This is a genomic window from Bacillus cereus group sp. BfR-BA-01309 (assembly GCF_022664315.1).
Taxonomy (GTDB): domain Bacteria; phylum Bacillota; class Bacilli; order Bacillales; family Bacillaceae_G; genus Bacillus_A; species Bacillus_A mobilis.
This window is the reverse complement of sequence record NZ_JAKUHE010000006.1, coordinates 12,511-28,951: the sequence shown is the minus strand read 5'-3', so window position 1 is coordinate 28,951 and position 16,441 is coordinate 12,511. Positions and strand designations below refer to the sequence as shown.

Below are 16,441 nucleotides of genomic sequence, written 5' to 3'. Positions count from 1 at the left end.
AATCACCATTCCTTTTTATATGATATAAATCTATTAAAATAATAAACCAACGATTGTTGCTGATAAGAAACTTACTAATGTTGCACCGAAAAGTAATTTCAAACCGAATCTTGCGACTACATTCCCTTGCTTTTCATTTAAGCTCTTAACTGCCCCTGCAATAATTCCAATTGAAGAGAAGTTTGCAAATGAAACTAAGAATACCGATATAATCGCTGTCGTTCTGTCTGAGAAATTAAAGTTCCCTTGTGCTAAATCTGTCATAGCGACAAATTCATTTGATACTAATTTTGTTGCCATAATATTTCCGGCATTAACTGCTTCATGCCAAGGTACACCCATAATAAATGCAAATGGCGCAAATACATAACCAAGTATTTCTTGGAATGAGATTCCAATTACACCTTTAAATACGGCATTAATGAATGCGATAAGAGCAACGAAACCAACTAGCATAGCTGCTACTGTAATCGCAACTTTAAATCCATCTATAATGTATTCCCCTAATACTTCAAAGAAAGTCTTTTTCTCTTCTTCTTGTACTTCTAACATATCTTCTTCTTCAGTAACTTCATACGGGTTAATGATAGAAGCGATAATAAAACCACCGAATAAGTTAAGAACTAAAGCGGTTACAACATATTGCGGTTTTAATAACACCATATATGATCCGACGATAGACATTGAAACGGTAGACATTGCAGATGCACATAATGTATACATTCTTTTCTCTGGCAATAACCCTAATTGTTTCTTAACTGAAATAAACACTTCAGATTGTCCTAAAATCGCAGATGCAACTGCATTATATGATTCTAGTTTCCCCATTCCATTTACTTTACTTAATGCTAGACCGATAGATTTCACAATAATAGGTAATACTTTAATGTGTTGCAAAATACCTATTAAAGCTGATATAAATACGATTGGCATTAATACACTTAAAAAGAACGAAAACTCTTTTTGATTTACTAATCCACCAAATACGAAATTCACACCATCAGCGGCATATTTTAATAACTCTCCAAAACCATCTGCTATTCCGCTAATTAATATATTCCCTACACTTGTATTTAATAATAAAAACCCCAAAATAAATTGTAATATAACCATCGTTATGATTGGGCGATATTTGACTTTCTTTCTATTATTACTAGCAAGCCAAGCGATACCTAAAATCAATACGAGGCCAAAAATACCAATTAAGTATTTCATAAGCCGTCTCCTCCCATTCGTATCCGCTTACATTTTTTTCAATTGTTAAAGCAATAGATACACTTTACTTTGTGTATCTATTGCTTTTGACTTCATTAATGATTAGTAGTTATCTGTAGCACCTTTTGCATCATTTAATACGATTGCAACACTAGCACTTGCTCCAACGCGAGAAGCTCCAGCAGCTATCATTTTGTCTGCATCTTCACGTGTACGAACGCCACCAGATGCTTTTACACCAACGTTTGGTCCTACTGTTTTACGCATTAATGCGATATCTTCAGCAGTTGCTCCGCCAGTTGAGAATCCAGTTGAAGTTTTTACGAAGTCAGCACCAGCTTTTACTGATAATTCACAAGCGCGTACTTTCTCTTCATCTGTTAATAGGCAAGTTTCAATGATTACTTTTACAAGAGCTTTTCCTTTTGCTGCTTGTACTACTTCATAAATATCTTTTTCAACGAACTCGTTATCGCCATCTTTTAAAGCGCCTACGTTGATTACCATATCAACTTCAGTTGCACCTTTTGTGATAGCATCTTTTGTTTCGAAAGCTTTTGTTTCAGTAGTGCTTGCTCCTAATGGGAAACCGATTACAGTACAAACATCTACATCATGTCCAGCTAATTCTTCAGCAGCTAGCTTCACCCATGTAGGATTAATACAAACAGAAGCGAATTTATATTCCTTTGCTTCTTCGATTACTTTCATAACATCTTCTTTTGTAGTATTAGCTTTTAAAATTGTATGGTCAATTAACTTTGCAATATTCATTATCTTCACTCCTCATATCTTTTAACAACTTCATTCTAACTCTTAGCTGAACAAATGTAAATACACTTTTGAAATTTTGTTCATTCTTTTTCAGAAGGAAATTTCTTGTAATACATTGAAAGTAGTATAAGCTTCTAAATAAAGGATGTGAACCACTTGTTTAAGTCGAAATTCTTTATATTCACATTGCTAGTATGCACCTTACTATCCATATTTATTTTTTATAAAAGGGATGTCATTTTCCAAGAAGGAAACCCCATTCCATTTGCTTTAGCTATGTCTAAAATGGTTATTCAAAATAAAGAGATGGTAGAAGTAAGTTCGATAGATGATCAATCGCCATACTTAGTAAAACGCGGAAAAATGGAACCTTTTATCGAAATGATAGAGCAAGATGGATGGAGTTTTGTAGACAGAGATATTATGACTAACTCCATAACCTTTGAAAAGGGAGATCAAATGAAGAGCGTTTCTTACAAATACTTCACAAGATACTACACCTTGATTTACTCATAGTAAAAAATAAAAGGCTTTCTCAAAATTAACATCTTGAGAAAGCCTTTTATTTCTAACCTTTTTGATAATGTAACAATTCCTTCGCCGTATGCTGATCAATAATTAATACATTTGCATACCCGCCACGTAACGCACCATCAATTGATTTTATTTTTCTATTACCACCGGCAACTAAAATAGAGCGTTTCTTTAATTTCAGTTCTTCTAACTCAATTCCAATAGTCCGCTGATTAATCTCTTCACTACTAATATTTCCGTCCCCATCAAAGAATCGTGAACAAATGTCACCGACTGATTGTTTTTTGAGTAAACTCGTTTCATCCTTATCGAAATAACCTAATCGGAATAATAGCGCTTCGTCTCGCACTGTTCCTACAGTAAAAATTGCAATATTCGCTTGTTTTCCCATTTCGATAATGTGATGAATATGTCGATCCTGCTCTACTAATTCTTTTGTCACTGCATTATCAAATATAACTGGAAGGGGTAGATTTCTTGGCGTCGTTTGAAAAGCATCTGCAAATAAAGCAATTGTCTCATTCGCATATGTATTTACACTCGAATGACTAATACCACCTTTTAACTGAACAACTTCTACACCTTTTACATGTTGCGGCACTATTTTCCTAGCGATTTCATACATCGTCATTCCCCAGCTTACACCAACGATATCACCAGTTTTAACCGTCTTTTCCATATACTCAGCTGCATATTTACTAATATACTCTGTAATCGTTGCATATTCTGGCACTGGAGAAAATACGACATGTGCCTCTAACAAGTTATACTTTTCTTTCAGTAAATTTCCAACGTTATCTAAATCAGCAAATGGATCAGCTATACTAATTTGAACAAACCCTTTTTCTTTCGCGTACTTTAATAATCTAGAAATCGTCGGTCTTGAAATATTTAATTTGTTAGCAATTTCTTGCTGACTATAATCTGATTGATAATATAATCTTGCAACTTCAACGCTTAATTGTTGTTTATCTTTATCCATAGTAACTCATTACATATCCTTTCCTGTATTTCCTTTTCGTTACAAGCATTATACAGCTTTATGCAAAAAAATTCGACTACCGAATTTTTATCTAACTGAACTTTTACTACACTTATTATATATAATGAAAACTTATTGTGTAGATTTACAAACTCAATATAGATACGCTTGAAACATGTAAATCGATTAACATTTAATTCACATTTTTTCTGCAGTAACGATAACAAAGCCGTTCAAAATGCATGATAGAATCAAGTTATTTAACATAGAAAAGTTGTATATGAGGACTAGGATATCAAAGACTGTTTTTCTCATACTTATGGAATTCCCGTTCGTTTTTTCTGTAAGAGATTGAACTAATGAAGCAATAATTTTATTAGATAAAATACAAAACTTCTACTGAACAAAGAATATACATTATGTATCCATGGAGATGCAATCCCACTCTTCATTTTTATAATTGATTAGCCAAAACAAGCCCCTTCTTCTTTCAATAACAATACTTTCCTGCATACCTGCAGTTGATTCCCTCACATTAATTCTATCATTCACACAAGCCCAATGAAGCCGATAAACGAGGTCAGCCTCGTCCAAAATCTCTTCTGCATTTCGCAATTTTGTTTTTTGATAAAATTCATTAAAAGAACTACAATCAGAAACAAGTTTAATTGCATAATGACAGTCACAGATTTCTTTTGGAAATTTCAGTGTATTCACAAGGCCTATTGACCACAGCAAAACCCATTGGGCTTCATACTGCCATGCAATCTGTATCGCTTCTTTCTTGTCAGGTTGCTCTGAATTTAGAAAATTCCTTTCCTGCATCGTTAATGATTCAACCACATCAAATTGGTTCAGCAGCTCCATGACGAACTCTTTGGAAGTTTTCAAATCACCTTCTTGAGCAACATCACAAGCATATTGTATAACAATCAGCAAAGCTACTGCTCTCTTCGTAATCTCTTCTCGACTTCTTAACTGAATACTTGTCAAAGGAGGCAATTGAGGCAATCCTTCGATATATGGAATCCCTTTATCTTGCAGATAGCTTATCGATTTCTGTTTTCTTTTCTCCCCATCGGTAGAAGTACTATTCTGTCCCCTTATTTTGTTCGTACATGCTTGAGGAGTAAATTCTGAAGGACCAGAGGATCCATCCGGAAATACGATTACTTTTCCATCCTTCCCAATGAGAGTTCGATCAGGGATAAAACCAATACCGTTCACCTCATTAAGTAATTTAAGAAACAGCTCCACGTACTCATCACTATAATCCTTCTTCGTCTCTATAGCGATTATAGTATTAATTACAGAAATCTGTGCCAAAACCATTCTCTTAAGATGTTCTTCTTGAAATTCGATTTGATCGTACATGTGCATCATTCCAGGAATATTATTGGAAAAATAATCAGGAGATGCTTCTTCAGAATCCACCCGAATAATAATTTTATTTTTGCCAAATAGCCTTTTCGATTGAATCGTATATTCATTTTTATTGCATTCAACCTTGAACCCATTTTGAAAAACTTGAGTAATGAAGCCTTCTACATCACTTGTATCATTTCTTGATGCAAATATCGTAAAAAATCTCAATCTTCTCCCTCCTCTAATTCTTATATTCTTCTTTACTTTTAAATTTAAAAAACAAAAGAACATAAACTCTTTAATATATTAAACAGCCTTTTATTATGGCTTATTCTTCAACTAAGATCCGTTTGATTGTCTTAGTTGTTAATATAAATAATTATACTATTCAGTTAGGAGTACCGCTATATGTCCATCAATTTAATGGTTTTATAGTACCAAAAAACGAAAAAAAGAGTCGCATTCTTTTTATGAGAATGTCTTAAAATCTTAGCTTAATGGGCATATGCGGTGACGCCTAATAAATAAACGCCCCTGTTAGTTTACAAAGGCTATTTACTGGAAATTAAGTTAAAACGCCAATTATTACATTGCATAAAGTTACCAGGAGGATATTCGAATTCGGATTCGGAAATTAATTTGAATCCAAGCTTCTGACAAATTGCATTTGAAGCTGGATTGTTAACTGAAGGGAAAGCATGAATATACCTATACTTATTCTCAGCCGATGCTTCTTCTATTGCCAACTTTACTGCAATTGTCGCTATTCCTTTCCCCTGAAATGCGGGAAGGACGCTCCAGCCAGTTTCGTACACACTTTCATCATTCCAAGTAGTTTGCCAATAGCCAACAGAACCTACTGATTCTCGTTCTGGTAACAATAAAATGCTAAACATACATCCTCTACTAACCAGTTCAAGGTACCGTTTGTGTCGCTTCAAAATTTGTTCTTCATTTTCTGGACCTCCAAGATGCTGCATCATCACTGGGGTATTAATACGAAAAAGTAAATCAAGGTCCTTATCTTCCCAAGGTTTAATTTGAATAATATGATTGCTTCGTTCTAAAATTTTATTCATCCCCTTACATTTTTCTTTCTTTATTTATCCTTTCTTTACGGTAAGCAAAACTCCTTTATCTGTTCCATTAATCTGCACCGTTAGACAATAAGTAAAACTGAAAAATAGTAACGGGTTTTTATTCTCAAAATTTAGTATAGATCATATTTCAATCATTCATTTTTAGGGGCAACCTCCACATTTTGTTAGTTATCTAAACTACCTTGATTTTTTCTTATAAAGCAAACCGGTCAGGTTATTGAAGAAGTCAGTTTTAAAGTTCAAATTAGATATGTGTATAAAATTAGTATTAGGGTGTGAAATCAATTGTAAAATAGTAGTTTTGGAATAAGTAAATAAGAGAAATAATCAATAGTAATTATTTCTCTTTTCATATATATATTTATTTTTGGAAAAACAATCTAACTCCAAATACTAATAATACCGCGCCTGTAATACCCTCTATTGTACGATTCACTCTTTCTTTTCTTAAAAAAGTTCTTAATTGACGTATGAGTGAGATATAAAGTAAATACCATATTGCTGTCAAAGTCGTAAATGTGACTCCTAATAAAAGAAATTGTAGGAAATGATTTTGATTACTTACAATAAATTGGGGTAAAAAACTAAGGAAAAATACAGCAGTTTTTGGGTTTAAAATTGCCGTAGTAAATCCTTGTCTAAAGCTTTTAATTGCCCCAATATCCTTAGATTCCATTTCTACTGAACCAGATATATCTTCTTTTTTATGTAAGGCACTTTTAATTGACTTTACAGCTAAGTAAATTAAATAAACTGCCCCAGCATATTTTATAAATGTAAATAACATAGCAAATTTCATTAAGATAGCAGAAAGTCCTAACGTAGCCATTATTGTATGAATCATCATTCCAGATATCGTTCCTAAAACAGTCTTTATCCCACCATTTTTACCATGCGAGATAGTATTTTTTGTAACTAGTGCAAAACCAGGACCAGGCATCATTATGATTAACATTGCTGTAAGGATAAATAATAGATAATTTTCCATGTTCTAGTATTTCCTTTCCAATTTTTAGTTTTGCTTACAGTATAGCTTTTTTCATTAAAACATTAAATACAAAAAGCTTAATCAGAAATTTATCTATCAAATTACAAATCCAACTCTCACAAAAACAGGATAAAAAAATAAACAGCGGAACTAGTCCACTGTTTACTTCGCCACACCTTCATGTAATTTTTCTGTATAATCTTTTACATCTTTCCAGCTATCTTTCGCTGTATGTAAATCTTCTTTTATGAAGGTAAATTCTTCAGGGCTGATTCCTTTTACGTTTTGTAGTAAATTATTATATTTTGCCCCTACTGTATACCATTGATTTGATATATTTTGCAGTGCTGTAATTGCTGCATCAATTGTTTCAGTCATATTTGTTGTTTTATTTTTTACATCTGTCAATATTGCCACTTCTGCTTGTGCTCCAGAAATTCTATCCTTTAAATTGGTGATTTCTCGTTCTGCATTGGCGATATCTTTTTTCGCAATAGCAATCATCGGTCCGCCAGCAAGACATGTTATTAACGCTACGCAAAGTACGCCACCAGCAATGACCATATCATTACTCTTTTTGATTGAATCGTTATATGTATTAATTTGTTGCTCTAGAGCTGGAATACCAGCATTCGTACTTGCCAAAATCGCTGTTAATTGATTTGTATCCTCTTTAAAACTATTTGTGTCTTTCGCCATTCTATCGCGAAAAGCTTTCAAATCCCCTAATAATACATCTACCTCATTTTGATTCTTTACAATATCCGCATACAACTTTTCTAAATCCGCTTTTAACTTTACGCTATCCTTTTGATCAATCGCTATTAGCATGCTATTATAATACGTTTGAAAAGTATTATTGTAATTAATAATATTTTGATCTGTTTTCATAATTTGCGGCTTCATATAATTTAACCAATACGCCGCGTTAATTTTTGCATCTCTTTGATGCTGAACCATACTTCCTTTAAACTCACTATTAATGGAATTTATTTTACTTAAATCAGTCTCTTGCTGATTTTGAATTAATTTTGCATATGAATCCATTGCAAATATGCTCGATGTCGTTTGCGCCATTACATCTTGGAATCCAGCTGGTCCGAGAGAATAATTTTCCGCATTTTCTTGTAATGTTTTTACATTTGGTTCTGCTGCAAAAGGATGTAAAGGAAATGCGTTACTCGTTGCCACCCCAGCAATCATTAACGCTAAAAGACATTTTTTATAAAATCGTTTCTGCATTCTTTTCACCTATTTTCATTATAAGGGTATGAAAAGCTCCTGCTCACAACTGAACAGGAGCTTCAAATCTTTCATCAATACGTAATGCTCTAACGATTCGTATTTGATTAAGCTTTTTTCGTATCTACTACTTTAATATCTTCCGCATAAATCTTTTCTGCATAGTCTTTAATGTTTTTCCAGCTATCTTTCGCAATGTTTAAATCTTCTTTAATGAAAACAAGGTCGTTTGGACTAATTGAATCTACATTTTGAAGTAAAGAATTGTATTTTGATCCCATTGTGTACCATTGGTTTGAAATGTTTTGCAACGCTGTAATTGCAGTATCAATTGTATTTGTTAAATACTCCGTTTGTGTTTTAATGTTCGTTAACCCAGCTACTTCTAATTGAGCAGTTGTAACTTGTCCTGTTATTTTTTGAATTTCAGCTTGTGCATTATCAAGCTCTTTCTTCGCTAATACGATTCCAGCTGTACCACCGCCTACTGCTGCTGCACCACCTGCAATTAACGCGACTCCTAGCGGCGTTCCTGCACCTGTAGCAATGACTACTGCACCACCAATAATGGCAATTGGCCCTAGAGCTGTCGCAACTGATGAACCGATAATAATTGCATTATATTTACTAATCGCTTCATTGTACGTTGTAATTTGATTTTGCAGAAGCGGGATTCCTGCATCTTGACTAGCTAATATAGATGTAATTTGATTTGCATCACCCTTGAAGTTTTGCGTATCGGACGTCATTTTGTTTCGGAATTTCTTCAAGTCTTCTACTAACTGATCTACTTGCGCTTTATTTTCATTAATACTACTTGATAATCTAGTTAACCCTTTCGTAAGAGTCGCTTTATCTTTTGCGTCTACCGCAGTAACTAAAGTATCATAATAGTTTTGGAATTTCGTATTGTAATTAATAATATTTTGATTCGTTGAAATAAGCTGTGGTTTTAATACATCTAACCATTGCTTCGCATTTCCTCTAGCTGTATCCTGGTGCTGAATCACTTTCCCTTTTAAAGCAGCATCAACAGACGATACATTACCAAAGTTAACATTACCTTGTTTAATAATTGTTAAAGCGTACAGATCCATTACTAAAGCATTTGAACCTGTTCTTTCCATTGCATCTTTTAAGCCTTCTGGTCCTAATGAGTATTCCTCATAGTCATTATAAGCTTTTGCTACCGCATGAATTGGAGCTTGTTTCACTGTACTTTCAGCTGCGTACGTATGGGCTGGCATGATGTTTCCTGCTGCAAATACTGCCATAAGTGCTGATAGAGCCATTACTTTATAAGGTTTTTTTGTCATTTTTCTTCTCTCCCTATATCGTTACTTATTTTTAATGTACTTCAACGTTTGTAACGTAATCTTCAAATTGATTTGTTTGCTTATTCATTTCATCACTTACTTTTTTAATTTGATTGAAATGTTTTTGAAGTAAACTACTATCTGTATATGTGCCTTCTTCAACATTCTTTTGAATTTGGATCATATTATTATTTAAAACTTTCCAATCCGTTAATAACGTTTCTAAAGTTGAGATTTGACGATCGATTAGTTCTGTAAAGCTACTTACTTGATCTTCAACGAATGTAATTTGTGTCGCCTCTGCTTCAGTTTGTGATAGCTTTTGAATAAGTGGTAGTAGCTCTTTTTGCTTTTGCTGAATGCGAAGAGCCGCTTCCCTCGTTTGACTATCTGCAGCATTTACAATTTCATTACTTAAAGTACCGATAGAAACAAAATCAATTGTCTTCGTTTGTGCAGTTTGATTTGTAATTGTAAATACTTGTTTACCGATATTAATAGAACCTTTAATAATTTCTTGAGGTCTATTCAAAATAGTAGTTAGTTCAGCTTGAATTTCCCCTTGAATTCTTTTAATATCTTCTCTTAACTTCACAATATCTCCGCTTGATCCTTGTAATGTTTTGATTGCTTCATCGGCTTTAATTGATAGGTTGCTACTATCTTTGTCTAATATCGTTTTAAATCGATTTAACTCTAATAAATCCCGCTCCATACTCTCTTGGATGCTTTGTACTTGCAGTTGTAATTTTCCATATGCATTTGTAAAATCTGCTTTTGCTTGTTCATCTTCATTTACGTTTCCTGCTAGTTCATAGAGCTTACTATAATAGCTATTAAATCTAGTACTATATCTCATCATCTCTTGATTTAAGTCGATTAGCTTCGGATTATATTCATCAATCCACTCTCTTACATTTGCCTTCGCAAACTTTTGATGATTCGTCAAACTACTCATCGCATTCACCTTAATGTCTGGCTGTTGTAAAATAACTAATCCGTATGCTTGTATTAGCGGTGACTGTGATCCTAACATTCTAATTGAATTGGATAATGTATTTGGAGCAATTACATTTTGTGCATATACTGCTTTCACCTCTGTTTGCCCCTCCTTAGCGTAAGCGCTTACAGGAATGAAGCAACTCGTAGATACTGCTGTAACCAATAACCCTGTAATTAAAGTCTTTTTCACTTTAACTCCTCCTATGTATTAGCAACTATTACTATCGCATTTTATTATTCTATTTTCTTGCACATAATTTGAGATGGTTAAAATAGAGAACGTTCTCACCGCGATCCATGTATGAACCACCTCTCTCAACTTTTATTGCTACAGTACTTACTTATTGTTATAAAACATTCCATATGTGATTAGTATGAATAACATTGTATAAAATTTCTATTTTATAGCCATTTCCACATTCACACAGTGAATATATTACATGAAAATATTATTCATTTTAAACTAAATAACGTACGTAAATATGAAGTTTCGTTTTGTTTTCATATAAGTTTTGTACTGTAAGGTCATTTAAACACAGCTATTTATATAACGTAAAGAAGTATTTTCATTCCCTTTATTTTCAAGCTTTCATGTCCTTATTTCAAAATATAATCCGCTTCACTATTTCAATTGAAATATCCATATATCACAACAAAAAATCCTACTTATCCATAGATATAAAAATTATATCAATATATCTTTTAGAGTCATATGCAATTATGCATAGCATATACACAAAAAGGATAACTTCACTTTCATGAAGCTATCCTTAAAAAATCTTCTTACTTTTTCAAATGATATGGAACTGTCGTAATAACAACATTTCTTTTATAGAGTAAATACGCACGAATGAGTAAACTAGATTGATTATGAAGAATGTTATGCCAACCTTTTTTCGGAATGAACTGTGGTATAACGACAGTAACTCGGTAATTTGATTCACTCGCTTTATATTGCACTGTATCAATAAACTTTGTTAACGGCTGAATAATACTTCTATAATGAGAATGTAATGTAACAAGCCTAACTTCCGGTTGCCACTTCTTCCATTTCTCTTCGAATTTCTTCTCCTCTTCTCTGTCAAAAGCAACATATACAGCGATAACTTGATCGGCAGAAAGAGCCTTAGCATAATTCAATGAATTTTCTACTACATGAGTCATACCAGCTACCGGAACGACAATTACATTTCCCTTAATCGGAACTAGAGGTTCACAAGTTTTTAAACTTAACTGATCACCAACCGCATCATAGTGCTTCTTAATTCTGTGGAATAGGAATATGATTGCAGGTAAGAAAATAAGTATCGACCAAACTTGTGCGAATTTAGTTAAAAAGAACATACTCATTACAATAAAACTAATGACTGCTCCAATTAAATTGACCGTTAATCTCAAAGCCCATCCTTCAGGCTTTTCACGAAGCCATTTTAATACCATACCAGTTTGAGAAAGTGTAAATGGAATAAATACACCTACTGCATATAACGGGATTAAATGTTCTGTTTGCCCCTGGAAAGCTACAATTAAAATAATCGAAGCAATCCCCAGTATAATAATACCGTTTGAGTAACCTAGGCGGTCTCCTCTAATCGTAAACATTCTCGGTATGAATTTGTCTTTTGCAAGGTTAACTGCTAATAACGGAAATGCAGAATACCCTGTGTTAGCAGCAAGAATTAATATTAAAGCAGTTGTACCCTGTATGAAATAGTACATGAAATTACGCCCAAAAGTTTGTTCAGCAATTTGTGAAACAACTGTTACTTCTTTACTTGGAGAAATTCCGTAATAATAAGCTAAGAAAACAATTCCTGAAAATAAAACGGCAAGTAATGCACCCATTGCAAGTAATGTTTTCGCTGCATTGTTTGGCGCAGGATCCTTAAAGTTTGGAATTGCATTTGAAATTGCTTCAACACCTGTTAAAGCCGAACTACCTGATGCAAATGCTCGTAACAGTAAGAATAAACTAACTCCCGCAACTGGTGTTCCAATCGGCGTGTGTAAGGCCTGCGACACGTGACCAGTTAAAATATTATAAATCCCTACCCCAATTAATATGAATAGTGCTAAAACGAATAAATAAACTGGATATGCTAAAACGGAAGCTGATTCCGTTACACCTCTTAAATTTAATATCGTAATCAATATAACAAATATAACTGCAATAATTACTTTATGTGCATGTAAGCTCGGAAAAGCAGATGTAATCGCATCTGTACCCGCAGATACACTTACTGCAACAGTTAAAATATAATCGACTAATAAAGACCCTCCAGCTATTAACCCTGGATTCATCCCTAAATTTTCTTTTGATACAACATACGCTCCCCCGCCATGCGGATAAGCAAAAATAATTTGACGATAAGATAAAATAAGGGCTGTCAATAACACTAATACCCCAACAGCTATCGGAATGGAATACCAATAAGCAATCGCTCCAAGACCTGTTAAAGCAATTAAAATTTGCTCTGGTCCGTATGCAACGGATGACAATGCGTCAGAAGATAAAATGGCTAGTGCCTTCGTTTTATTAAGCTTTTGCTCTCCTAGCTCAGTTGATTTTAACGGTCTTCCAATTAAAAATCTTTTAATAGATGAAACCACTGCTGTCCACTCTCCAATAATTTTGTACGAACGATGCTGCTTGTTACAGCCAGCAAACTATTTCTTCAGAAAACAAAAAACGTCTACAAGCCATAGCGAAATAAACTTGTAGACATTATTTTTTTTGTCGCACAAGCTCCACCTTCCTTCTCAATATAACGCTTACGAGGTTAGCTGTCGGATTCGGGCCTATGAGTAGCCCTACCTTTTTCAAGGATTCACCCCATTGGATTAAGAACTAATCCATAAAAACGGGTCCCCCGCACCATGCGGTTTCAGCGATTTAGAAAATTGAAACTGTGGATTATAATACTCCTTTATTTTCAAAATGTAAACAAAAATTTTTAAAAAGAAAAAATTTAAATGATTGCGTATAATCCGCCGGTAAATATACATAATGAATACTAAAAAATCGATAAAGGAGACCCACATGTCTAAAGAAAAGAAGCCTATTTTTTCCGATTCCTATTTAGATGCGTTAGCAAATGAAATTAATCAATTATACGGTAAACGTGAACAGGAAATAAATTTGACAGATAGAACGAAAAGAAATAAATAAATTGTCATAAAAAAGAAAGCAATACACTTATATATTGCTTTCTTTTTTATTTTTTCATACATCCAATTGTATTGCTGATTTATTAAAGGTCATTTCTTCATACACCTTTAAGTTTTGATATACCGCACTCAATAATGGTGCTTCTATAGGAAATTGTTCTGCTGCACCTAGTAAGTATCCTTGTAAGTGCTTCCCTTCAATAGACGAACCTTTTTCCATATCCCGCTGCATTGATGACTTCATATCATACGAAATTTTATCAATTGTTTTCATATGTTCCTGGGCAATACCTTCCTTAACTGGTCCCCCTATATATTTCATAATTTGCACACATTCTTCAAATAAGTTTTGGATAAAATCGCGGCCACCTTCGCTTTCACGAATCGGTCCTATCGGTGCACGCATTAATGTTGTCACACCTGACATTACAGTGATGAATAAATATTTATGCCACATATCTTGTGTAATATTTTCACTCAAAACAAAACTAGATTTCGTACCTGCAAATGCTTTAGCGATATGCTGTATTCTCTCTGAATCTTGAGACTTCATTTCTCCAAACACAAGTCTGTTGGCAGCGCTAGTTTGTACAATTTCTCCTTGATCGTTTAGCGTCGTCTCGATAAAGCATAAACCGCCAATCACTTTTTCCACGCCAAATTCTTTTTGTAATAGTGATACATGAGCAATGCCATTTAACAATGGAATAATCATAGTATTTTCACCTACAAACGGCTTCAAATCTTGAATTGCCTCGTTTAAGTGATACGCTTTTGTTGAGAATAAAATAACATCAAAAGGAGAAGTTCGATCTTCTTTCGTTATTAATTTCGGTTGAAAGGAAAAATCCCCGTTCACACTACGAATAACAAGTCCCGTTCCCTCTAATTGCTGTTTTCTTTTACTGCGGACAAGAAACGTAACATCTTCCCCTTTTTCAACTAATCGGCCACCAAAAAACCCACCGACGCCACCCGCTCCTAATACTAAAATACGCATACAACATCCCCCTTTTCAAAATACAATTTTATAACATTTCGTATACATAACATTATACATGTCCCTTGCTAAATAAGCAGAATTTTCATTCTTAATCAAGTGTAAAACAGTGGTTATTTTCAAATGAATTTGGGCATGTTGTTTTTATAGCATATATGAAAGGAAACAAAGTAAATGGAGGCAATACGAACAATCGAGGAAAAAGATGTAACAACAGCTATATTTCAATTTATATTCCCGTTTTCTTTTAAAACTGGATATGAACAAAATATGTTCCCTTTCTTACAGAAAAATGGTTTTCGCCCTTTTCGACTTGATCATCTTGAAAATGAAAATACATACTACGGAAAGTTTCAAGTTTCACATCAAAATATGGAAGCATACTATCTTTCATTTACAAATAAAATACTCTTTCCTCATTCAGAGCATCAAAAAGGATTGCAGCGCTATTCTAAAGACCTTAACTTAACTGGACACTTAACAACAAATTTGATTTCCGTTCCATTCAAGATTCATTCTATTGACGTAACACTTTGTCCTTATGAGCTTGGCTTTTTAACAATTCGGACAGGAGTAGAAACCGCTCCAAACATGACATTATCAGAAGCAATTGAATTTGCCGCCCGCTTCCGTGTACTTGAAACTAAAAATGATACAACTGAAACTATCTGTATTGAATGTAATGGCAAACAATATTCACAAGTAGAGAAGCTCATATTCGGCGATTTATTTCATGGCCTAACAGACTTCTTTGAGAAAAAGAGATTGCGGAGCTCTTACTTTCAAACATTCCCATTCTTTGAAGATCAACGAATGTATGTACAAACTTTATTATCCATAAATAAAGAATCGGCCCTTCATGTAGTTGATGTATATCGAGCTTCCAGTCTTTCCGGATTAACAGACGATGGTAAGCCGTATATTAGCGCAAATAATATTCCTTATATTCAAGATTATTTATTAAAACATTCATATCAAAGATGGGCTCCAAATCGCTACTTTATTATGGAAGAACATATTTTCACATGTATAACAAACGAGGGTGAACACGAATTCGCTAAACTTGCTAGTCAAATGTACGGGGAGTTTTATTACGCCTTGTTATTGAATCTATTTCATAAAGTTGTTTTATTAAAAATGGCAAACGCTTATGCTGAACTAAATATTGAACAAGATACAAATGAAATAGAGAAATTAATTTATTCAATCAATTCGTTTACAGCGAATTACTTTTCTTTAGAGCTAGTATCCCAATCACAGAGTGAAGATATTTTCTTCCGCTTAAGAAATCTATTTAACATTGAAGTACTATACTCAAATGCAAAACAAAATCTTGATAGTTTGTTTAAGTATCAAGAAAACGTCGCTTCTAAAAAAGATAGCCTTTTACTATTAATTTTAACGCTCTACTCTGTAGTAGGACAAATGTTAGGGTTTACTATGATTGATCTTTTAAGAAACACCGATACAAACAAAATATCGTCACCACTTGAATTTTTCGCACTTTTAATAGCAATTAGCGGTATCGTCATTTCACTTATTTTAGGTGCGCAAAGTTTATACCAATGGAGCCTACAACATAAACGAAGAAAAGCATGGGTAAAACAAACTGTCCTTTCTGCTGTGAAAGAGAAAGATGATAAGAAGTAAAGAAGGTTATTTTCAAATTACAAATACATGGCAGGATTCAGAAAATGAAATTATTACGAGCGATTTTCCGATTATATCAGCGACTTTTATAATATATAGACGTAC

14 protein-coding genes and 1 riboswitch are annotated in these 16,441 nt (G+C 33.6%); of the genes, 3 read left to right on the top strand and 11 right to left on the bottom strand.

Annotated features, from left to right (window positions below; genetic code table 11):
- Positions 1–33: 33 nt before the first annotated feature.
- Together MR115_RS12920 and deoC are read right to left on the bottom strand one after the other, a co-directional pair.
- Positions 34–1,215 (bottom strand): NupC/NupG family nucleoside CNT transporter, encoded by a 1,182-nt coding sequence (locus MR115_RS12920; RefSeq protein WP_000876173.1) that lies wholly within the window; start codon positions 1,213–1,215, stop codon positions 34–36.
- Between the two features lie 102 nt (positions 1,216–1,317).
- Positions 1,318–1,989, bottom strand: a complete 672-nt coding sequence (deoC, locus tag MR115_RS12915) for a deoxyribose-phosphate aldolase (protein WP_242241571.1) — start codon at positions 1,987–1,989, stop codon at positions 1,318–1,320.
- Between the two features lie 156 nt (positions 1,990–2,145).
- Here deoC and MR115_RS12910 point away from each other — a divergent pair, with 156 nt between their 5' ends.
- Positions 2,146–2,505: a hypothetical protein gene (locus tag MR115_RS12910; RefSeq protein ID WP_242241570.1), complete on the top strand. Its 360-nt coding sequence runs from the start codon at positions 2,146–2,148 to the stop codon at positions 2,503–2,505.
- A 52-nt stretch (positions 2,506–2,557) separates the two neighbouring features.
- Here the strand turns inward: MR115_RS12910 and MR115_RS12905 are convergent, their stop codons facing one another.
- From MR115_RS12905 to MR115_RS12870, 8 genes are all read right to left on the bottom strand, one after another.
- On the bottom strand, positions 2,558–3,505 hold the full coding sequence (locus MR115_RS12905) for a sugar-binding transcriptional regulator (protein WP_242241569.1): 948 nt from the start codon (positions 3,503–3,505) through the stop codon (positions 2,558–2,560).
- Between the two features lie 417 nt (positions 3,506–3,922).
- Complete coding sequence (locus MR115_RS12900) at positions 3,923–5,098, bottom strand: DUF4272 domain-containing protein (protein ID WP_242241568.1); 1,176 nt, start codon at positions 5,096–5,098, stop codon at positions 3,923–3,925.
- Positions 5,099–5,421: 323 nt separating this feature from the next.
- The gene (locus MR115_RS12895) at positions 5,422–5,949 is read right to left on the bottom strand and encodes a GNAT family N-acetyltransferase (RefSeq protein ID WP_242241567.1); all 528 of its coding nucleotides are present in this window, start codon (positions 5,947–5,949) and stop codon (positions 5,422–5,424) included.
- Between the two features lie 382 nt (positions 5,950–6,331).
- Positions 6,332–6,958: a LysE family translocator gene (locus MR115_RS12890; RefSeq protein ID WP_098870971.1), complete on the bottom strand. Its 627-nt coding sequence runs from the start codon at positions 6,956–6,958 to the stop codon at positions 6,332–6,334.
- 162 nt (positions 6,959–7,120) lie between these two features.
- On the bottom strand, positions 7,121–8,200 hold the full coding sequence (gene nheC / locus MR115_RS12885; protein WP_242241566.1) for a non-hemolytic enterotoxin NHE subunit C: 1,080 nt from the start codon (positions 8,198–8,200) through the stop codon (positions 7,121–7,123).
- Between the two features lie 107 nt (positions 8,201–8,307).
- Positions 8,308–9,516 (bottom strand): non-hemolytic enterotoxin NHE subunit B, encoded by a 1,209-nt coding sequence (gene nheB, locus MR115_RS12880; RefSeq protein ID WP_087980188.1) that lies wholly within the window; start codon positions 9,514–9,516, stop codon positions 8,308–8,310.
- A 31-nt stretch (positions 9,517–9,547) separates the two neighbouring features.
- Entirely contained in the window at positions 9,548–10,708 is a 1,161-nt protein-coding gene (gene nheA / locus MR115_RS12875) for a non-hemolytic enterotoxin NHE subunit A (protein WP_242241565.1), read from the bottom strand.
- 593 nt (positions 10,709–11,301) lie between these two features.
- Positions 11,302–13,128, bottom strand: coding sequence for an APC family permease (locus MR115_RS12870; protein ID WP_242241564.1), 1,827 nt, complete (start codon positions 13,126–13,128; stop codon positions 11,302–11,304).
- Between the two features lie 144 nt (positions 13,129–13,272).
- A riboswitch (cyclic di-AMP (ydaO/yuaA leader) is annotated at positions 13,273–13,419 on the bottom strand.
- A 139-nt stretch (positions 13,420–13,558) separates the two neighbouring features.
- Here MR115_RS12870 and MR115_RS29830 point away from each other — a divergent pair.
- A complete protein-coding gene (locus tag MR115_RS29830) occupies positions 13,559–13,687 on the top strand; it encodes a hypothetical protein (RefSeq protein WP_000031869.1) in 129 nt (42 codons plus the stop codon).
- 54 nt (positions 13,688–13,741) lie between these two features.
- Here MR115_RS29830 and panE read toward each other — a convergent pair whose 3' ends face one another.
- A complete protein-coding gene (gene panE / locus MR115_RS12865) occupies positions 13,742–14,686 on the bottom strand; it encodes a 2-dehydropantoate 2-reductase (RefSeq protein WP_242241563.1) in 945 nt (314 codons plus the stop codon).
- A 174-nt stretch (positions 14,687–14,860) separates the two neighbouring features.
- Between panE and MR115_RS12860 the strand changes: the two genes are divergently transcribed.
- Positions 14,861–16,336: a hypothetical protein gene (locus MR115_RS12860; RefSeq protein ID WP_242241562.1), complete on the top strand. Its 1,476-nt coding sequence runs from the start codon at positions 14,861–14,863 to the stop codon at positions 16,334–16,336.
- Positions 16,337–16,441 lie beyond the last annotated feature (105 nt).